Here is a 19,765-nt window from a genome sequence, read left to right as displayed (position 1 = left end):
GGACGTCTATTTCAGCCATCCCTACTGCTCCTGGGAACGCGGGACCAGCGAGAACCAGCACCGGCTCATCCGCCGCTTCCTCCCGAAGGGAAAAGCCATCAGCGCGGTGAGCGAAGCCCACTGCCTCCGGATCCAGCAGTGGATGAATGACTATCCGCGGAAAATCCTAGCCTACCAGACGCCACACGATTGCTTCGTGAAGGCCATCCGGCAGGAACAGGCGGCAGCCTAAACCAAGAGCCAAAACAGACAGCAATATACCGATTAGGTATGGCCACGTTTTCCCTCGGTGGGGGTGGCTAACTTAAACTTGAAATTTACGATCACTTTGTCCATATAAAGTTCTTTTAACTGTTCATGGATCTCGTTTTCCAACAACTCCGCTTTTTCTCTTCTGATATCAGAAAGGACACGGCCCTTTTCCACCATTCTTTGCGCCAATTCTTCCAACTGAGAGGATAATTTGTTTATCTGTCCCTCGCGGTCTTGGATTCGTTCCAGCTCTTCAGAAGCTTGGCTTTGGAACTTCAAGATGTCTTCAATGGACGCGCCATACTTTCTTTTCAATTGATGAATCACGTCCAACCGCTCTTCAATTTCATTGAGACGATTTTCATCATAAGCCAGTTCGTCCAATTGATCGAACAAGTCGCTTGCAGCTTCTTGTAGTTGAAAATATGTGTTGGTGATCATTTCAGAAAGGCGCTTGTATTGGGAGTCCAAATCTTCAATGCTGCCCATCGCTTCCATCGCCTGCCCGACTGCATCCAATCCGTTGTTTTCTTCGTTTCCCTGCAATGCGGCATAGGCGGCCGACAGCGACTGCATCACCCGTTGGTAATTGACCAAACGATTTTTTTCTTCCGATAACCGCTCTTCTTCTCCGACTTCCAACTTTGCCGCTTCAATCTCATCGGTTTGGAACTGCAGGATATCAATTCTTTGGGCCAATTCTTGTTCATTATGCTGCCATTCATCGTATTCTTTTTTGACTTTTTTATATTGTTGGTAACTCTCCGTATATATTTGGTATTGTTCCTGAAGCTCTTTCGCTCCAAACGTATCCAATAAACTCAAATGCCGCTCGGGCCTCATCAGTTCCTGGTGTTCATTTTGACCATGAATGTCCACTAGATGCGAACAAATATCTCTCAATGCAGCGATTGTGACCAGACGTCCGTTCACCCGGCATACTGTCCGACCGCTTGCGTAAATTTCGCGTTGAACAATGAGCGTTTGGTCTTCTTGGTCGATTCCGTACTCTTCCAAGATTTGATGAGCGTCTTCATTGTTCTCAAGGGTGAACATACCTTCCAACACACATTTCTTTTCTCCGTGGCGTACAAATTCACTGGAGCCTCTGCCCCCCGCGAGCAACCCTACCGCATCAATTATGATGGATTTTCCCGCTCCGGTTTCTCCAGTCAACACACTCATGCCTTCTTGAAAATGCAGCGAGAGATTATGAATAATTGCAAAATTTTTAATCATCAACTCTTGGAGCAAATCAAAAAACCTCCTTACTCCAACACATAAATGGTTAATAAAGCTGACCATTAAGGTTTTCACTCCTTACTGATCAGCTTTGATTATCTGTTCGTTCAATTGTTAAATCAAAGAAATGATTCTTCTGCGGAATACTTCGGCAGATTCAGGGTCTGTGCAGATCACCAAAACAGTGTCGTCTCCAGAGATGGAACCAAACACTTCTTTGTATTCAGCATTCTCAATCAGCGTACCCAGTGCGACCGCACTTCCAGGGACTGTTTTGATGAGAACAAATTCTTTTTGGGAATCAATCGATACAAAAGAATCCTGCATCAGCTTTTCAATTTTTCTTGAATGATCGAATGTTGTTTCCGGCGGCAAGCTGTAACGATACCCTCCGCCTGTTTCAGGCACTTTGATCAACTGTAATTCTTTTATATCACGCGAGATCGTAGCTTGAGTGACGTCGTAGCCCTTTTCTTTGAGCTCTCGAACAAAATCTTCTTGGCGTTGAATCTTTTTTTCTTGGACAATTTGTTGAAGAAGGCGATGCCGCTCTTTCTTTTTCATTTCTTTCACTCCGTTCACATAGTATATTTATACGCCACTCCGCCTCGTCTAAAGTATAATTTATTGCCGGAAGAAATGAAAGCCCTTTTGTCTAAGTTTTGGATAATTTTTGGGAGGAGGAGATAACCGCATCAATATTAACTTGGGGGTTGATTGCACCGGTATTTTTAGTCGTTGGTTTGAGGTGGGCTAAAAATTCGACGTTGCCGCCTGAACCGGTTATGGGGGATGTGTCTAATCCTAGAATATCGAAACCTTCCTTTTTTGCAAATGATAAGATGTCCGTCAGCACTTCCCTATGGACATCCGGATCACGAATAATCCCTTTTTCTCCTACTTTTTCTTTAGCTGCTTCAAATTGCGGTTTAATCAGCGCCACCACATCTCCATTTTCAGAGAGTATGGACTTCAATACGGGTAAAATCAATTTAAGTGAGATGAACGACACATCAATGGATGCGAATTCCGGACACCCTTTTGTAAAATCGTCAAGCGTACTTGTACGGAAGTTGGTTTGTTCCATCACGACGACACGTGGGTCGTTCCGCAATTTCCAAGCCAATTGATTGGTGCCCACATCAAGCGCATAACACATGGCGGCACCGTTTTGCAAGGCCGCATCTGTGAATCCGCCGGTTGATGATCCGATATCCAGGACAATTTTCCCTTCTACATGGACATCGAAACTTTCCAATGCCTTTTCTAATTTGTACCCGCCTCTGCTGACATACTTTTGCTCCATACCTTTGATATACAGTTCCGTATCGGCCGGAAGTTTTTGTCCGGCCGTGTCAATCCGTCTCTCTTTTCGTGTAAACACTCGACCCGCCATGATATACCGGCGGGCTTTTTCAACATCTTCGCACAGACCTTGTTCTATCAGCATCTGGTCAGCTCGTTCTTTTTTCACTTCGATACTCTTCCTTCCAACTTCAGTTGATCGATGAATGTTTGGAGCAATTGCTTATCATAAGGTTGTCCGATTTTATTGCAATATTCATCCAGTTCATTGACTGTACGGTAAGCAGTATCCAATTCTTGTTGCAAAGCTTCTTGAGCTCCGGCCAACGTCAATAAAGATGGGTAAGTGCTTTTGTTTTGTTTTACATCCATACCGATATTTTTTCCAAGTTCTTCTGCGTCCCCGATGACATCCAATAAGTCATCACGAATTTGATACGCAACGCCGATTCTTTTAGCGACGGTGTCCAACAAAGCCAGTGCATGCTCGTCCACACCGGATAAAAATCCACCTGCAAATACCGCAAACTCAAGCAATGCACCGGTTTTTCTTGCGTGAACCGACTGGAGCTCTTCAAGCGTCAGTGCTCTGCTCTCTCCGTCCAAATCCGTTTGCTGACCGCCTACCATTCCGGTATGTCCGGCTGCTTTCGCCAGTTCTCTTACAAGCGTGATTTTTTCTTCAGCAGAAGCCGGGCCAAGCGTCGCCAACTCAAACGCTTTGGTCAACAAGGCATCTCCTGCGAGGATCGCTGTAGCTTCCCCATAAACAATATGATTCGTTGGCTTTCCTCTTCTCAGCTCATCATCATCCATCGCTGGAAGATCATCATGGATCAATGAATAAGTGTGGATAAATTCCAATGCAGCGGCGATGTGTTTGCCTTTTTCAACCGGAGCGGAGAAACTTTCCAATACCAACAACAGCAAGAGCGGACGGAGACGCTTTCCGCCTGCTTCAATGGAATAACGCATCGCTTCTTCGAGACGCTCTTCATTTGTCATATTTTTTTGCAGTTCTTCCACTAAAAATTCTTCCAAGCAGGGCAGTTCTTTTTGAGAAAATGTATTAAAATCCATGCGTTTGTCCTCCGTCAATTTTGTTCTGTTTCCAACTCATTTTCAAAACGGACTTCGTTCCCATTTTCATCGACCATCTTGGTCAAAGTCGTTTCTGCTTCTTGTAATTGTTTTCTACAGAAAGCGCTCAGTTTCACGCCTCGCTGGAATTGAGTGAGCGCTTCTTCAAGCGGCACATCTCCTTGTTCCAACTTCGATACAATTTCTTCCAATTCTTTCAGTGCGTCTTCAAATTTCAGATTTTCGTCCATTCTTTTTCTCCTTCATTCTCTCCGGGTTCGATAATGTTTTTCACTTCCGCATCCACCGTTCCTTCTTGGAAATGGATGTGCAGCATGTCTCCCGGTGATAGTTGTTCCGTGCTTTTGATGACTGTTGCTTCCTTCGTCACATAGCTGTACCCGCGACCCAATATTTTTAAGGGAGATAAGAAATCAAGTGATTGAATCAAATGAGCCGTCTGATTTTTCTGATTCTCCATGTAACGGTTCATTTGCACGTATAATTGTCGCGTGTATTCGTCCGTTTCTTTGGCGCGTTGTTCAATCAGCTTCCCGGGTTGCTGCGCTTCCAGCTGCCACTCCAAGACAGAGAGCTGCTGTTTGTGTTGGTCTACTTGTTCTTTCAACCCGCGGCCCAACCGCTCCATCAGGTAATCGACACTTTGGGCGTATCCTTCATACAGGCGTTGTGGCTGTCTGAAAATATAAGAAGAAGCAGAGCGTTTCCAACGCTCGTTTAAATAACCAAGTTGTTTTTGGTACGCTCTCATCATGCGGACATGCATCTGCTCAATCCTCAACATTTCGTCCTGCAAAACCGGAACGGCCAATTCTGCGGCTGCAGTCGGGGTTGCTGCCCGCACATCCGCTGCCAAGTCAGATAATGTCGTATCGGTTTCGTGCCCCACTGAAGAAATAACCGGAATGGAGGCATCAGCAATGGTGCGGGCCACCCGTTCTTCATTGAAGGGCCATAAATCCTCAAACGATCCGCCGCCCCTTGCCACAATCAAAGCATCAAATGTTCCGCTTTCCTCCGCTGCTTTGATGTTTTTTACAATTGAATCCGCGGCTCGTTCCCCTTGCACGTATGTTGGATACAAAACCAACTGCACAATAGGATAACGTCTCTTTACAGTCGTGATGATGTCTCGGATCACTGCACCGCTCGGGCTGGTGATGACTGCGATGCGCTTAGGAAAACGGGGCAATCCTTTTTTAGGCCGGGAAAAAATTCCTTCTGCTTCAAGTTTTTTCTTTGTTTCTTCAAAAGCCTGGTACAGTTGGCCGATGCCGTCCGGTTCCATGTGTTCTACGTACATTTGGTAGGCTCCGGTTTTCTCGTAGACAGAAATCCGTCCGATAACCAATACTTTCATGCCTTCTTCAGGTGTAAACCGGACTCTTTGGAAAGCGGAGCGAAACATGACAGCCGATATTTTTGCTCCGTCATCTTTCAAACTGAAGTATTGATGGCTGTTCCTACGGTTTCGATTGAAGTTGGAAATTTCCCCTGTCAAATACACACGTTCCAAGTAAGGATCGCGGTCAAATTTTTGTTTAATGTAGCGCGTTAACTGTGTTACAGATAAATATTGATTTTCCAATCCGTCATCGCCTTCCTGTCTCCTATTCTGTTTCATTTTATCATATTTATACCGATTGCGGAACGCATACCACCGCTCAAAACATTTCCAGGAATAAGAAAAAAGAAGAGACCGGTGTGATCTCTTCTCCGCGGTAAAAATAGTCATACATGATTTTTATTTTTCAATAAGAAATATGGTTATTCATGCATTTCTTTTTCGATATTCGCCAGAACGCCGTTGATAAACTTGCTGGATTTTTCATCACTGTACCGCTTCGTGATTTCAATCGCTTCATTTAACGCCACACGGTTTGGCACATTAGGTTCATACAGCAATTCATAAGTCCCGATTCGCAAGATTAATAAATCTGTCTTGACTAAGCGCTTCAAAGACCAGTTTTTCAAATGAGCTGTAATTTTTTCATCAAGGGTTTCTTGGTGTTCAATCACCCCTGCCACCAGTTTCGTCAAATATTCCGGCACTTCAACTTCTTCATCGTCCTCTACTTCACTCAACAATGCCGATTGGATTGCCTCTTCTTGAGACAACTCTTCATTGGAGGACAATTGAAAAAGAGCCTGTAATGCTTTTTCTCTTATCTCTCTTCGGGTCAGGCTCACAATTCTTCATCCTCTTCCGCATCAAAATCAAACAATTTTGGAAGTTCAGTTTTTTCCGGAACAATTCCCACAATATGAATGTTCACTTCAGACAATTGAATGTCCGTCATGTGATAGACTTGATCTTTAATTTTTTGTTGCATTTCCCGCGCCACGTGCGGCACGTTCACCCCATATTTGAAGTAACAATACACGTCCACTTTCAGTTGTTCGTCTTCTGCTGAAAGATGAACTCCTTTCTTGTGGTCCACTCGACCGAATAACTCGGATACACCTGCTGTTAGTTTTCCTTGCATAGCGTATACGCCGTCCACTTCGTTTGCTGCAATACCGGAAATGACTTCCAGCACTTCAGGAGCGACTTCAATTTCACCATATGGGTTTTCTTGTTTTTGCATTGACACATCTGTTTTCTCAGCCATGACAATCCTCCATTCCATTACTTTCTTCATTCATACGATTGTATTAAACACGAGAAACGTACGAACCCTCTTGTGTATTGATGACCAGAGTATCCCCTTCATTCACAAAGAGCGGAACCGTCACAACCGTGCCAGTTTCCAATGTAGCTGTCTTGGATCCTCCTGACGATGTATCTCCACGGATACCCGGCTCTGTTTGAGTGACTTTCAATTCCACTTGGTTCGGCAGCTCAACTCCCAATATTTCACTCTCATACATAATGATATTAAGTTCCATGTTTTCTTTCATGAAGCGCAGTTCATCTTCGATTTGGGCGCCTGGAATTTCAATCTGTTCATATGTCTCAGTATCCATGAAGACATGAGATCCGCCGTTATCATAAAGATACTGCATTTTACGGTTATCGATTTGGGCGCGTGCAACTTTTTCCCCGCCTCGGAAGGTTTTTTCTTGAATCGCACCTGTGCGTAAGTTTTTTAATTTGGAACGGACGAACGCTGCGCCTTTTCCTGGTTTGACGTGTTGGAATTCCATAACCCGCCAAAGTCCACCGTCTACTTCAATTGTGAGTCCGGTTTTAAAATCGTTAACTGAAATCATTGTTTTCCTCCTTTGAGTCTGCTTCTTTCTAAGTGTACCATTTTTTTAGTGGTCTGCCTATTTTCATCCTTGAAAAACTACAGGATAATCAATTCTTTTGAAACTGTCATCAAGTTTTTGTTTCCTTCTTCTGTGATGACCAAATCATCTTCAATGCGGACACCGCCGATTCCAGGAAGATAAATTCCCGGCTCATTTGTGATGACGTTCCCCGGAACGAACCGTTTTTCGCTGCGGAATGATACATTCGGGCCTTCATGTACCTCCAAGCCGATTCCGTGTCCGGTAGAATGGCCAAATGCTTTGCCGTACCCTTTTTCTGTAATGTAGTCACGGGCGACCGCATCCAATTCAATGCCGCTCATTCCAGCTTTTGCAGCTTCTCCCACTTTCAATTGAGCATCCAGGACGATTTGATAAATCTCTTTCATCTTTTCTCCTGGATCTCCGATAGCGAACGTACGCGTCATATCGGATACATACCCGTTGTAGTAGCACCCAAAGTCAATGGTAATCATGTCTCCCTGTTCAATGACTTTCTCACTCGCTACACCGTGTGGCATGGCGGAACGTTTGCCGCTTGCCACAATCGTTTCGAATGATACTCCCGACGCTCCTAACCCGCGCATATGAAAGTCAAGTTCATTGGCGACTTGAATCTCGGTCATACCAGGCTGTATGTAATCAAGAATGTGCGTATACGCAGCCTCGGTAATTTCCACCGCTTTTTGAATAGTCTCAATTTCTTTAGCGTCTTTCACTTCACGCAGTTCTTCCACCAATCCCGAAGCAGGAACCAATTCACAACCGACGAGTTCATCCAACCGTTCGAAAACAGAAACAGTCATGTGCGTTTCTTCGAACCCAAGTTTCGTTACATTTTCTTGTTCCGCAATTCGGACGACTTCTTCATAAATCAATCCGGTATTTTTGATGATTTCAAAACCTTGTGCCTGCTCCGCTGCTTGTTCGGTGTAACGGAAATCAGTCACGAAAAATGCTTTGTCTTTAGTGATGATGCTCAATCCGGCTGTTCCGGTAAAATTAGATACATAGCGCAAGTTGTATTGGCTGGTGACCAAGAGAGCATCCAGTCCGTTTTTCTTCAATTGTTCTTGAACCCGTTCCACACGTGTCATAAGAAATCACTCCGCTTCCTAAATTTGAATGAACAGTAAGTATACGTGTTTTATCTTTCACTCGTACCTCGCCTTTTCAAGTCTGTTTCATTATAACAAAGCACTAATAAAAAAGAAATAACCCTCATTCCTGAGGGTTATGTTGGTTGTTCTCTCGTGATTTGTTTTCTTCGTGTTTTTCTTTGGTCCCGCCCATGAGGCCTCCTTCGTTTTCTTCTTGCATTTCATGGAAAGTTTCTGATTCGACTGTTTTTTCCCCCTCGTTTTCCTGCTGCAACACCGCCGCCAAATCCACCTGTTCGCTGTGGTGCCTTCCGTCCGGCAGTTTGCCCGTCAGTTGGTACACGGTCTCTTCCACCCTCTCAATTTTCACCCTTCCTTCAGTGAAGATTACCACCATTTCATTCACTTCGTCGTTTTCAATTGTTTCCAATAATGTCTTTTCCGCCAGTTCAATCATGCTTCTAATTTTATAGCTTTCTTGGGTAAGGACCAGCTGTTGGACTTGACTGCGAAAACTAAGAGCAGTACCGGTCAATAATCCTGTCACAATAAGCAGGATCCCCATCACGGAGGGTAGAACCATTCCCTGCTCATTGTTCATTTTTCTTCTCCATTTGCTCATTTAAGTCTACCCAAGCTGTATACGTTATGCCGTTTTGAAATGTCACGGTGGTTTCCAATCCCTTCTCTGTTCTTTCAAACCGTACATCAGAGACCTGCGTCAACATTGGCTGGTGACCGGAACCGTCGACGGTTCTTCGAATCATTGTCATGTACTTCTCATATCTAATCCGTTCTTCTTTTCTTTTTTCAGGATTATATTTGTTGAAGATAAATGCTTGGCCGGAATTTTCCACAAATGCGGTTTCTTTCAAATCATATTCCATTTGATTCAAAAACAGGTGCCACTCCAATTGACGGTCATGGAGTTCCATCCGACTCAGGGTTTGAACGTGTCTGACTGCATAAGACATCAATGTCAGAGTCAAAGTGGTCACCAATAGTGCAACCATTGCTTCAAGCAAGGTGAAGCCTTTCTCATTCAGACCATTGCACCGAAGAGATTTGAATGCTTGTTTGCCTGTCCGCCTTTGCATTTTTCACTGTAATCCCCTTTTTCGTAGTGTTCAGTCGGGCAGTCACTTCAAATCTCCACTGCCCCGTGTTTCTCTCGACCACTGCGGCCCCCTCTTCTTTTCTTGCACTTTCGAGAAGCAGACGGTGCATCTCCACTTCCATTTTTTCGGTTTCCAACTTTTGAAGCATACTGTTTATAAACGGACTGTAAACAAGCATCACCAACGAAACAATGAACAGAGCCGTCATACTCTCCAACAAAAGGTACCCTTTTTCATTCAATTTTCCTGATTTCATACCTTCCGCTCCCCATTTGAAAAACCAGCTCTATGTCTTCTCCATTTATACGAAACGTGATTCGGTTGATATTGGACAGATTTCCTGTTTCACTTGAAAAATAATAATCCTCGCTGAGACTAGTGATCGAAACATTGTCGGGCAGTGTCAGTGTATGATTCGCGGGATGGCTGGATTCTCCCACAACCGTGAATCTGACGAGGCGGTTGGAAGGATACGTGGCCATTTTGGTTCTTTTGCCGTTCAGCACCGCTTCATTTTGAATAAGCGTGATACTGCTTTGGAGTTGTTCCAAAAACAGCCGTCCTTCGATCTTTTCTGCATAAGAAGCCGACACGATGGGCGGAAGACCGACCAAAAATACGCTGATCAGCAACACCAGCATCACTTCCGGCAACGTGAAACCTTTTTCGTTCAATCGTCTTTTCATCGTGGTTGCTTCCGTTATTTCTTAATCACTTTTCCATCGACGATTTCAAAGTTATCTGTTGCTTGTTTTTGCTGATCCGGTGACAAATAGTCTCTCAACTCGCTGAACATGGTCGGCTTTTCATTTCCTTCCATGATGTACAGGTCCACTTGTGTCTGAAGCACTTGATGCAGCGCATTGTTCCCTTCATCTTCTGCTTTTCTTCGGTGAGTGTCGATATTCGGTATGAACAGGAGCAGCAGCAACGAAATCACAAACAAGACAACCAACATTTCCAACAACGTGAACCCTTTTTGAGCATTTTTTCTCCACTTGTTTCGCATTTATCCCATCTCCTTTACCATTGAAAACATCGGCAGCAGCATGGCTGCATATATTGCAATAATCATCAAGGCAATGAAAAGAAACAGCAGCGGCTGTATATATTGAAACAGTTGTTGCATCCGCCTATTCAATTCTTGAAGACAATCCCGAGCATATAGCTCCAATTCAGTCCCCACTTTCCCCGTTGATTCGCCGTGCAAGATAACCAAGCCCAGTTCTTTTAAAAAGAAGGGAAACTGATGTAATGCTGTTTCAAACCCATGCCCTTGACGCAGTTCTCTTTCCAGTCCTTTTCCCACTTCTTTCATCAACTGTTCGGCGCTCTCATGTTGCATCAGCTGGACAATTTCTTGAAGATTCAGTCCACTTCTAAAAAGCAGGCTCCACTCCTTTCCAAATCGATACGTGTAATAGAAACGAACGAATGTGCCGCAAAGAGGCAGGCGGGACAACCACGCGGCTTTTTCCAGTGCGGACTTCTTTTTCATAAATAGCTGCACGCCCATCCCCACCAGTCCGGCGCACAGTCCGAGTGACGGAAGCCAATAAGGAGAATAATAGACAAAGCCCACTGCCAAACGAGTCAACCCCGCTCCATCTATGGCAGAGAACCCTGTCATGCTGTCCATATGCGGGAGTAAAATGAACCGCATGCTTAATAGCATTCCTGAAATAAATAAAAGCAACAACAACGGGTATTGCAACAATCCCGCCACTTCCCGCTTTCTTTTTTCGTATTCTTGCAATTGCTTCCCGCATCCGATTAATGTTTCCGCAAGATGTCCGTGTACATACGCCAAGAAGAGCTGAGAAGTGATGTGTTCCGGAAAGTTGGCTTTGCTTAATTCTTCATCCAGCCGTCCGCCTTGTGCCACACCTTGCTGCACCTCTCTTATCCACTCTTCACTTGGGGAAAGAATGCGTACAAAATCCAAGGCGTCTTTCATGGAAAATCCTTCTGCCAGCAAATCTCCTAGTTTTTGCAAAAAGTCCGCCTGTATTTTATTGTTTCGTTTTTTAGGGGACATAATACCGATAGTAGTTTTTTTCACTGATGTATCCATTCACCCAAGCCTTCCTCAACATTTTATTGAATGAACGAGAAGAAACTGGTCCGCCTGCTCGTTTAGTTGCAGCAAGAATGTCCTTCAACGCTTTTCCCGAACGCACGTCATAGAGGGCGGCTTTCTTCTGCCGGACCGGGTGATGTGCACATAAAGTCCGACAGTCGCTCTCACAGAGTCCGCAGTAACGCGGAATCAGTTTTTGAAACACAATGCCGATCAGTGTCTGTTTCAACGTTTCTCTCGACACGCCCAGCTCCATGAGGCGGGAAAGAACCCCTTCCGGATTTTTAGCGTGGACACTCGCCAATATCAAATGACCTGTGAGCGCTCCTCTCATAACTATTTTGGCTGTTTCTTCGTCCCGTATCTCTCCTACAATCAAAATATCCGGATGGTGGCGCAGACTGGACTTCAATAGATGTTCGTAGGTGATTCCAGCTTTTGTGTTTACCTGCGTTTGCAAGAAATATGGCTCTTCAATTTCCACCGGATCTTCCACGGTAATAATCTGCTGGTGCCCTTCCACGGCACGTTGACGGACCAAGTGATACATTGTCGTCGTCTTGCCTGACCCCACCGGACCGGAAAAAAGCAACAAGCCACTATTGTGCTGAACAAGTTGCTCCATCTTCCTTACTTCTTGTGGAAAGAAGGTGTTCCGCGTCAATTCCAATGTTTCAGGACGTGCCAGTAAGCGTACGACCATGGACTCCTTTGATTGAAAGTTCATCATCGTGGAAAACCGAACCCCTCTTTTCGTTCCCTCCATGACGACCGCCGCAGCTCCGCTTTGCGGCCTTCTTCGTTCCCCCACATCCATGTTTCCTAAATATTTAAAATAGGAAATCAACCGCCTCCCTTCGTCTAAGTTCAAATAATGTTGCTGCTTCAGACCTTCATTTACCCGGAAAAACACGCCATAATGTGTTTCTTCCGGAAGAATATGGATATCACTCGATCCATAGGCATTGGCCATTTCCATTAAATAGGTTGCAAAACTTTCAACTTCCAGTGCCCTTCCTCCTTTCTTTTGAGTCCTCATATTTAATATATGCAAAAAGTGAAAAATCCTACGAAAAAAGTAATGATTTTTAAAAAAAGAAAAAGCATACCGGCCGGACGGTATGCTTTGACGTTATTTTTGTTGGTTTTCTTCGGCAATCTCTTCCACTTCTTGGCGGTAAATATCCATTTTTTTCTTAAATATTTCTTCCGTGGTCGGCGGTGTATAGGAGATGGCATTGGCTCCAGCTTTTATGGTTGCCAATATGGCTTCGTCTGTCTTACCTCCGGTGGCAATAATAGGGACATCCGGATGCTTCTCACGGATTTTTCTGACAATTTCGTTAGTCCGTGGTCCACCACTGACATTTAAGATATCCACTCCCGCATCCAACCGAGCCTGGATGTTGGTGACATCCGAAACAACCGTGCCGATGACAGGTACATCAACCGTTTCGTTGATTAACCGGATTGTTTCAATTGGTGTAGGAGCATTCACAACCACCGCAATGGCTCCCAATGATTCGGCAAACAAACTGATATTGGCTGACCGGATCCCTTGAGTTTTGCCTCCTCCTACTCCGGCAATCACCGGCATTGAAGCAACAGATGTGATGGCTTGAATAATGCCCGGATGAGGAGTAAACGAGTAGACTGCGAAAATGGCATCCGCATCGTTGTTACAAATGATTGCGATATCTGTTGTAAACAAAAAAGATTTTAATTTTCTTCCGTTGATATTGATGCCGCTGCATTCAGCAATCACACTCGGCACTTCGACTAGTTCTTTCCGCAAGTCTGATATGACGCCTGGGATATTGTTTTTTATTCGAGCCATGATACGGTCTCCTTTCTCACATTACGAAACAATTATACTGAAAAATATAACTGCCGACTATCACTTTATATAAATCGTAGCTGCTTTTTTACAAATTTACAAAATTGCTGTTCCGTTCTCTGCGTTTTTCTGTAAAAAAAGAGCCGTCTCTGTTTTGAGACAGCTCACACTTAACGACAAGTCATTAAATCTCTGCGTTATGAAAAACTTCACTGACGTCATCGTCGTCTTCTAGTTTCTCAATCAAGGTTTCGATTTGTTCTTTTGTTTCATCGTCCACTTCGATTGTTGTTTGAGGGAACATCGTTACTTCAGCTTGAGCAAACTGGTAACCTTCAGCTTCCAAGGCATCGCGGACAGCGCTGAAATCGGATGGATCGGTATAAATTTCAAACACCTCATCAGAAGTTTCCAGTTCCTCTCCTCCGGCTTCCAACACACTCATCAACATGGTGTCCTCATCCACATCCAACCCATCACGTTCAATCGCGATGTATCCTTTGCGGTCGAACATGTAGCTGACGGAGCCCTTCTCACCCAACGAACCATTGTTACGTGTAAATGCTACACGGACATTGGTACTCGTACGGTTTAAGTTGTCGGTCAATGCATGAACCAATACCGCAATGCCGTTTGGTCCATACCCTTCGTAAGTCACTTCTTCGTAGTTGTCGCCTTCACCGGCAGATGTCACTTTTTTAATTGCGCGTTCGATATTGTCATTCGGCATATTGTCAGATTTTGCTTTATCGATCGCTAATTTGAGAGCTGGGTTCGTGTCGGGATCTGGTCCGCCATCTTTCGCTGCTTGATAGATTGCTTTGGAATGTTTTTGGAAAATCTTTCCGCGTTTAGCGTCTTGAGCGCCTTTGCGGGCTTTAATGTTGTTCCACTTTGAATGTCCAGCCATCCAAAATCCCTTCTTTCAATAAGTATTTTTCTTTTGCCATAAGTGAATATGCAAACCTTATCTATTATACAAAAAAAACGCTGCAGGAGCAACTATGGTTCCATCAACGGTTTGTGCTTTTCACAACTGGTTTCTTCCATTTCTTTTTCCGTTTTCCGGTTACTCCATAGTCAGTCAAAACCCAACCAATTCCGACACCAGTCACAGCCCCAAAACAATCCAAAAGGATGTCTTCAAGCAACGGCGTCCGATCCGGTGTCAACCCTTGATGAAATTCGTCAAACGAAGCGTAGCCGGCCGCCAACATGAAAGACAGCAATGCCGTAAGCGACAGACTGGATGTTTTATTGCGTAAGCCTAAAAACCAAAACAGTGCAATTAAAAAGTACGACCCAAAGTGAGCACCTTTCCTTAAGAAGAATTCCACAAATCCAATGTATCCTTTCGCTGCGACGCTTACGGGACTTCCTGCATATGTAAATTCAATATGACTCAATAAACCTTTCAACGGTTCTCCGGCCAACCAAATATCGAGAGTCGACGTCATCGATTGGTCTCCATAAGGCATGGATGAACTGTAAAATAAAATTCCCATCATCACAAATGCCAAAACAATAAAAAGGTTGTCTTTCCAACTTCTTTGCATCACTCATTCTCCTCGTGTTCTTTTTTCGTTCCACACTTTCTATAACAATGTCTGTATTTTACCGCACATCGATGGCTTTTTGGAAGAAGAAGGATTAAAATAGGTAAATGCAACATTAAAAAACAGAAAGGAAGAGATGAATGACTTATCAGATAAACTGGGATATGGACTCCGTTTTCCCTGGCGGAAGCAGTTCTTCTGCGTTGCGTAAAAAAATGGATTCACTCGTCAACAAAAAGACTGCATACGAAGAAGCAGTTCACAACTGGAATTGGACAGAAGACAAATCGGATTACATAAAACTTGCAGAAATTTTAAAAATGCAGGAGGAGTTGTCCAACGGGCTGTCTGAATCTATGACGTTCACACGAGGGTTGCTTTCTGCCGACGTCACTGACAAAAAAGCCGCTGTCTTGACAAATGAGTTGGGTGAGCTGGCAAGTGAATTGAATTCCGTGAACACAGTGGTGACAAAAAAATTAGTGGCTATGCCCGATAATGAATGGGACGAACTTCTAAAAAAAGAACCTTTCAAAGCCGTTTCATTTGTTCTGACAGAACAACGGGAACAAGGAAACGAATTGTTGAGTGAGAAAGAAGAAGCATTGATCAATGCTCTTTCGAACGATGGTTTCCGTGGCTGGGGCGACCATTACAATTCATTGGTGGCGACAGTCACCATTCCGTTCCAAGAAAAAGACGGTTCCATCACTCACCTTTCAGCAGGCCAAGCTCAAAACCAAATGGAGTCTCATCCTGACACCAATGTACGGCACCAAGTCTTAAAAGACTGGGAGGAAGCGTGGAGTGAAAAGACCTCCCTCTTTGCGGATACGTTGAACCGTCTGGCCGGTTTCCGCTTGGCGAATTACAAAGCCCACGGCGTGGAAGATTATTTGAAACGTCCGTTGGAATACAACCGGATGAAAAAAGAAACGCTGGACACTATGTGGGATACCATTACAGCGAACAAAGGCATGGTGAAAGATTATTTGGACCGGAAAGCCAAACTCCTCGGTTTGGACAAACTGTCTTGGTCCGATGTGGAGGCCCCTTTGAGCGTAGGAGATTATACCGCACGCACATATTCATACGATGAAGCAGCCCGCTTTATTCTGGAAAATTTCAAAAAGTTCAGCGGCGAGATGGCTTCTTTATCGGAGACTGCTTTTGAAGAACGGTGGATCGAGGCAGAAGATCGTCCCGGAAAACGTCCCGGTGGTTATTGTGCAAATCTTCCTGAGAGCGGTCAATCCCGTATTTTCATGACTTTTTCAGGTTCAACAAATGAAGTATCCACTCTGGCACATGAATTGGGCCATGCGTTCCACAGCCACGTCATGCGCGATCTTCCAGTGTTGAACCGACGCTATGCTATGAACGTAGCGGAAACTGCATCTACCTTCGCAGAAATGTTAATCAGCGATGCGACCGTCCGCGAAGCATCTGACAAAGCTGAAAAAATCAACTTACTAGACAGCAAAATTTCACGGGCAGCGACGATGTTCATGAACATCCATGCACGCTTCTTATTTGAGACCCGATTCTATGAAGAACGGAAAAAAGGATTGGTTTCAGATGAGCGGTTGAATGAGTTGATGCTGGACGCCCAAAAAGAAGCATACAAAGAGAGCTTGAACGTCTACCACCCTACTTTCTGGGCAAGCAAACTGCATTTCTATAATACAGGCGTGCCGTTTTACAATTTCCCGTACACGTTCGGCTTCTTGTTCAGCTTGGGCATTTATGCCCGTTCGTTGGAAGAAGGGAAAGCTTTTGAAGAAAAGTATATCGCCCTTCTGCGGGACACTGCATCGATGACAACGGAAGAACTGGCTCAAAAACATTTGGGTGTTGATTTGACAAAACCAGATTTCTGGCAAGCGGCCATCGATACCATTCAAACCGATATCCAACAATTTATGGAGTTGACAGAAGAATATATTTAACCTAACAAAGAAGGCTGTGTGTCTATCACACGAGCCTTCTTTTTAGCTTTTATTTATCTGTACCCTCCGGAACGAAACACCGGATATGCTGGGGCAACACTTTCAAGTTTAACGGCAAAGCATCTCCTTCATCGCCATCGACATTGACAGTCACTTTCTTATTTTCTCGTATCTCAACGGTTCCTTGCTTAAACGGCCGGTAATAAACCGTTTCGTCCTCTGTCACCTTACCGGAGAAAATCTTTGGCACAATGTTTAATTTATCGACAACTTTTCCTCCCTTTAAAGCCAAAGCATGGAGATAGCCGTCGTCCACGGCGGCTTGAGGGATCATCGTCTGAATACCTCCGATGGAATTGCTTAGTGCCACGAGCACCAAGAAGGAGTCAAATTCTGCTGTTTCATCATCCAAAGACAACTGGAAATGCAGCGTTTCATTGTCTTTCAGTGCTCGGGCCCCTTCCATAATGTATGCCATCGTCCCCAGGCGGGTTTTTTGTTCCACAGAAACGTCATGTACCGCTTCAGGAATGGAACCGATGGCCAACACATCCGCAAAATAATGCTCATTCACTTTGCCCACATCAATCAAGCGCGTTGTCAGTTTCGGAATATCTTCAATTGCTTGTTCAGGATTCATCGAAATGCCTAAAACCCTTCCCAAATCATTTACTGTCCCTAATGGGATGAACCCAAAGTCCGGACGGTATTCCTTTTCTGCAATTCCATTGATGCATTCACTGACTGTCCCGTCTCCGCCTAAAGCAAAAACCGCCTCGTACCGATCTTTTGAAGCTTGAGCTGCAAAGCGGGTAGCGTCCCACCTTTTTTCCGTCCAAACAGTTTCTACTTCATCATATTTTTGCTGTAATTTTTCTCTTGCATAAGTTGCATATTCTTCCGCTGTCTCGTTTCCTGAAGAAGGATTCACAATCAGCATCACTCTTGTCATAAGCTTCCTCTTTTCCCTCGTTCGTACGAGTCTTTCTCGGTGCATTCATTTTACCGTATGTACGATCGATAGTTGTACTTTTTTGCCTCAAGAAAAGCGCATCACCCGGGCAGTCAAACTTTCTTTCAAATAAAAAATCCTCGAAAAAAATTTCGAGGATTTGAAGAGAGTCTCTTAATACCGTCCGTATCCGACCAATTTCGGTCCCCAGTAACTACCGTGGACTTCTGTATACGCAACGCCGGTACTTGTTTGAGAGCCGATGAACTTCCCACCGCCCACATATATCCCAACGTGTGTAACCGATCGGCCGTTTCCGCTGAAGAACACCAAATCACCCGGACGGGGATTGGACACTTTCGTGGAACCAGCGTATTGACTTGCAGCAGTCCTTGGAAGAGATTTGCCTGCTCTTTGGAAAACATATGAAGTGAAACCAGAGCAGTCAAAGCCGCTGGTTGTTGTCCCGCCATACTTATTATGTACAAACTGTTTTTATACTTTTTATTGAGTATTTTTCTTTAATCCTCATAAAGTATAGCACTGAGCTCTATTAAAGTGGTTGCGTTATCATTACAAACCGATTGCAAACAGGAAACGTTTTTTGTCACATGATTGAAAAATTTGTATTTTTTGAGAAAAGTGGTGTGTATTTTTTAAGGGAAATCATCTCTTATCTTGCATCCAAAGAGAGAAATGTCTATAATTTTATAGAGGCACAAGGCGCCAACGCACCAAATAGGAGGAAATTATGAAAGATTATCGAGTATTGCTTTATTATAAATATGTCGCCATAGAGAATGCCGAAGCTTTTCGTGACGCACATTTAAAATTTTGTAAAGAGTTAGGTTTGAAGGGACGGATATTGGTTTCTGAAGAAGGAATCAACGGTACTGTCTCCGGTACAGTGGACCAAACTCAAAAATATATGGATACTATGCACGCAGACGAACGTTTTGCAGACATGATGTTCAAAATCGATGAGGCGGACGAACATGCATTCAAAAAAATGCACGTGCGCTACCGTCCAGAGATTGTCTCCCTCAAATTGGGAGAAGAAGACATCAATCCCAACGAAGTGACTGGAAAGTACTTGAATCCAAAAGAATTCCGTGAAGCTTTGTTGGATGAAGACACCATCGTGTTGGATGCCCGCAACGACTACGAGTATGATTTAGGCCATTTCCGCGGAGCGGTTAGACCTGACATCCGCAATTTCCGTGAATTACCGGAATGGATTCGCGAAAACAAAGAAAAATTCATGGATAAAAAAATCGTCACCTATTGTACCGGCGGAATCCGTTGCGAAAAATTCTCCGGCTGGTTGTTGAAAGAAGGATTTGAAGAAGTCGCTCAACTTCGCGGAGGAATTCACACTTACGGCAACGACCCTGAAGTACAAGGTGAGTTGTGGGATGGTAAAATGTACGTCTTTGATGAGCGCATCAGTGTGCCGATCAATAGGAAAGAACATGTGGTAGTTGGACGCGACTGGTTTGACGACCAACCTTGCGAGCGATACGTCAACTGCGGCAATCCAGCTTGCAACCGCCAGTTCTTGTGCTCTGAAGACAACGAACACCGTTATTTGCGTGGCTGCTCCCACGAATGCCGCATTTCTCCAGAAAACCGTTATGTGAAAGAACACAACTTAAGCCAAGCTGAAGTTGCTGAGCGCCTTGCAGTGATTGGTGAATCTTTACCGGAAACTGTCTAATTCTATCGAGTAGGAGATAAATGATTAATTCATTTATCGTCCTCTCACACCACCGTACGTACGGTTCCGTATACGGCGGTTCAATATCTTAAGTAAGCAGACTCTGCCAGGTCTCGTAGTGAAACTACGTTCCACCGGTAGAGTCTTTTCGTTGTAAGCACCCAATGAACTTCAGGTGTTTTTGACAGTCTCCAGTATTTCTTTCTAGAGTAACCAATGCGTTTAGCACTGTCCATATCTAGACCTAAACGCATTAATCTGCTAATCTTAGTACGTGGATTTTTCCATCTTTTTAAAATGA

At 44.3% G+C, this 19,765-nt stretch carries 24 protein-coding genes and 1 pseudogene; 3 read left to right on the top strand and 22 right to left on the bottom strand.

What is annotated here, in order from left to right; genetic code table 11:
- On the top strand, positions 1–232 hold a 232-nt coding region (locus G470_RS14550; RefSeq protein WP_028274292.1), incomplete at its 5' end, for a hypothetical protein.
- 32 nt (positions 233–264) lie between these two features.
- Here G470_RS14550 and G470_RS13010 read toward each other — a convergent pair.
- The 20 genes from G470_RS13010 to G470_RS0107360 all read right to left on the bottom strand — a co-directional run bounded on the left by G470_RS13010 (position 265) and on the right by G470_RS0107360 (position 14,846).
- Positions 265–1,506 carry a DNA repair protein RecN gene (locus G470_RS13010; protein ID WP_051258491.1) on the bottom strand — a complete coding sequence of 414 codons (1,242 nt, stop codon included), beginning with the start codon at positions 1,504–1,506 and terminating at the stop codon, positions 265–267.
- Positions 1,507–1,608: 102 nt separating this feature from the next.
- Positions 1,609–2,058: an arginine repressor gene (gene argR / locus G470_RS0107450; RefSeq protein ID WP_028274291.1), complete on the bottom strand. Its 450-nt coding sequence runs from the start codon at positions 2,056–2,058 to the stop codon at positions 1,609–1,611.
- 91 nt (positions 2,059–2,149) lie between these two features.
- Complete coding sequence (locus G470_RS0107445) at positions 2,150–2,968, bottom strand: TlyA family RNA methyltransferase (RefSeq protein ID WP_035445287.1); 819 nt, start codon at positions 2,966–2,968, stop codon at positions 2,150–2,152.
- Positions 2,965–3,879: a polyprenyl synthetase family protein gene (locus tag G470_RS0107440; RefSeq protein WP_028274289.1), complete on the bottom strand. Its 915-nt coding sequence runs from the start codon at positions 3,877–3,879 to the stop codon at positions 2,965–2,967. Before G470_RS0107440 ends, G470_RS0107445 begins: the two co-directional genes overlap by 4 nt.
- 14 nt (positions 3,880–3,893) lie before the next feature.
- Complete coding sequence (locus G470_RS0107435) at positions 3,894–4,130, bottom strand: exodeoxyribonuclease VII small subunit (protein WP_028274288.1); 237 nt, start codon at positions 4,128–4,130, stop codon at positions 3,894–3,896.
- Positions 4,115–5,488 carry an exodeoxyribonuclease VII large subunit gene (xseA, locus tag G470_RS0107430; RefSeq protein WP_028274287.1) on the bottom strand — a complete coding sequence of 458 codons (1,374 nt, stop codon included), beginning with the start codon at positions 5,486–5,488 and terminating at the stop codon, positions 4,115–4,117. The genes G470_RS0107435 and xseA overlap by 16 nt, the downstream gene beginning before the upstream one ends.
- Positions 5,489–5,667: 179 nt before the next feature.
- Positions 5,668–6,090, bottom strand: coding sequence for a transcription antitermination factor NusB (nusB, locus tag G470_RS0107425; protein ID WP_028274286.1), 423 nt, complete (start codon positions 6,088–6,090; stop codon positions 5,668–5,670).
- Positions 6,087–6,512, bottom strand: coding sequence for an Asp23/Gls24 family envelope stress response protein (locus G470_RS0107420; protein ID WP_028274285.1), 426 nt, complete (start codon positions 6,510–6,512; stop codon positions 6,087–6,089). Before G470_RS0107420 ends, nusB begins: the two co-directional genes overlap by 4 nt.
- A 43-nt stretch (positions 6,513–6,555) precedes the next feature.
- A complete protein-coding gene (gene efp / locus G470_RS0107415) occupies positions 6,556–7,113 on the bottom strand; it encodes an elongation factor P (protein WP_028274284.1) in 558 nt (185 codons plus the stop codon).
- Between the two features lie 77 nt (positions 7,114–7,190).
- Positions 7,191–8,252 (bottom strand): M24 family metallopeptidase, encoded by a 1,062-nt coding sequence (locus G470_RS0107410; RefSeq protein WP_028274283.1) that lies wholly within the window; start codon positions 8,250–8,252, stop codon positions 7,191–7,193.
- A 124-nt stretch (positions 8,253–8,376) separates the two neighbouring features.
- On the bottom strand, positions 8,377–8,856 hold the full coding sequence (locus G470_RS0107405; RefSeq protein ID WP_028274282.1) for a hypothetical protein: 480 nt from the start codon (positions 8,854–8,856) through the stop codon (positions 8,377–8,379).
- On the bottom strand, positions 8,846–9,352 hold the full coding sequence (gene comGF / locus G470_RS13005) for a competence type IV pilus minor pilin ComGF (protein ID WP_084172129.1): 507 nt from the start codon (positions 9,350–9,352) through the stop codon (positions 8,846–8,848). The genes G470_RS0107405 and comGF overlap by 11 nt, the downstream gene beginning before the upstream one ends.
- The gene (locus G470_RS0107395; protein WP_028274281.1) at positions 9,294–9,629 is read right to left on the bottom strand and encodes a hypothetical protein; all 336 of its coding nucleotides are present in this window, start codon (positions 9,627–9,629) and stop codon (positions 9,294–9,296) included. Before G470_RS0107395 ends, comGF begins: the two co-directional genes overlap by 59 nt.
- A complete protein-coding gene (gene comGD, locus G470_RS0107390; RefSeq protein WP_035445285.1) occupies positions 9,607–10,059 on the bottom strand; it encodes a competence type IV pilus minor pilin ComGD in 453 nt (150 codons plus the stop codon). Before comGD ends, G470_RS0107395 begins: the two co-directional genes overlap by 23 nt.
- A 14-nt stretch (positions 10,060–10,073) precedes the next feature.
- Positions 10,074–10,382 (bottom strand): competence type IV pilus major pilin ComGC, encoded by a 309-nt coding sequence (comGC, locus tag G470_RS0107385; RefSeq protein WP_028274279.1) that lies wholly within the window; start codon positions 10,380–10,382, stop codon positions 10,074–10,076.
- A complete protein-coding gene (gene comGB, locus G470_RS0107380) occupies positions 10,383–11,447 on the bottom strand; it encodes a competence type IV pilus assembly protein ComGB (RefSeq protein ID WP_051258488.1) in 1,065 nt (354 codons plus the stop codon).
- Positions 11,401–12,492 carry a competence type IV pilus ATPase ComGA gene (gene comGA / locus G470_RS0107375; RefSeq protein ID WP_240470660.1) on the bottom strand — a complete coding sequence of 364 codons (1,092 nt, stop codon included), beginning with the start codon at positions 12,490–12,492 and terminating at the stop codon, positions 11,401–11,403. Before comGA ends, comGB begins: the two co-directional genes overlap by 47 nt.
- Before the next feature lie 93 nt (positions 12,493–12,585).
- Positions 12,586–13,290 carry a beta/alpha barrel domain-containing protein gene (locus G470_RS0107370; RefSeq protein WP_028274276.1) on the bottom strand — a complete coding sequence of 235 codons (705 nt, stop codon included), beginning with the start codon at positions 13,288–13,290 and terminating at the stop codon, positions 12,586–12,588.
- Between the two features lie 184 nt (positions 13,291–13,474).
- Positions 13,475–14,200, bottom strand: a complete 726-nt coding sequence (locus tag G470_RS0107365; RefSeq protein WP_028274275.1) for a YebC/PmpR family DNA-binding transcriptional regulator — start codon at positions 14,198–14,200, stop codon at positions 13,475–13,477.
- A 103-nt stretch (positions 14,201–14,303) separates the two neighbouring features.
- A complete protein-coding gene (locus G470_RS0107360; RefSeq protein ID WP_028274274.1) occupies positions 14,304–14,846 on the bottom strand; it encodes a VanZ family protein in 543 nt (180 codons plus the stop codon).
- A 140-nt stretch (positions 14,847–14,986) separates the two neighbouring features.
- Here G470_RS0107360 and G470_RS0107355 point away from each other — a divergent pair, with 140 nt between their 5' ends.
- Positions 14,987–16,795: a M3 family oligoendopeptidase gene (locus G470_RS0107355; protein WP_028274273.1), complete on the top strand. Its 1,809-nt coding sequence runs from the start codon at positions 14,987–14,989 to the stop codon at positions 16,793–16,795.
- Between the two features lie 49 nt (positions 16,796–16,844).
- On the opposite strand, the gene G470_RS0107350 is transcribed toward G470_RS0107355, so the two are convergent.
- Positions 16,845–17,747, bottom strand: a complete 903-nt coding sequence (locus tag G470_RS0107350; protein WP_028274272.1) for a diacylglycerol/lipid kinase family protein — start codon at positions 17,745–17,747, stop codon at positions 16,845–16,847.
- Positions 17,748–17,921: 174 nt separating this feature from the next.
- Positions 17,922–18,212, bottom strand: a pseudogene (locus G470_RS14100) (C40 family peptidase); the annotation flags it as partial.
- Positions 18,213–18,495: 283 nt separating this feature from the next.
- Between G470_RS14100 and trhO the strand changes: the two are divergent.
- Positions 18,496–19,464 (top strand): oxygen-dependent tRNA uridine(34) hydroxylase TrhO, encoded by a 969-nt coding sequence (gene trhO, locus G470_RS0107340; RefSeq protein ID WP_028274271.1) that lies wholly within the window; start codon positions 18,496–18,498, stop codon positions 19,462–19,464.
- The last annotated feature ends 301 nt before the right edge of the window (positions 19,465–19,765 follow it).

The sequence above is a fragment of the Atopococcus tabaci DSM 17538 genome (assembly GCF_000429585.1).
GTDB classification, from domain to species: Bacteria; Bacillota; Bacilli; order Lactobacillales; family Carnobacteriaceae_A; genus Atopococcus; species Atopococcus tabaci.
Note: the sequence above shows the minus strand (reverse complement) of the source record. Positions and strands in the feature narration are given on the sequence as shown.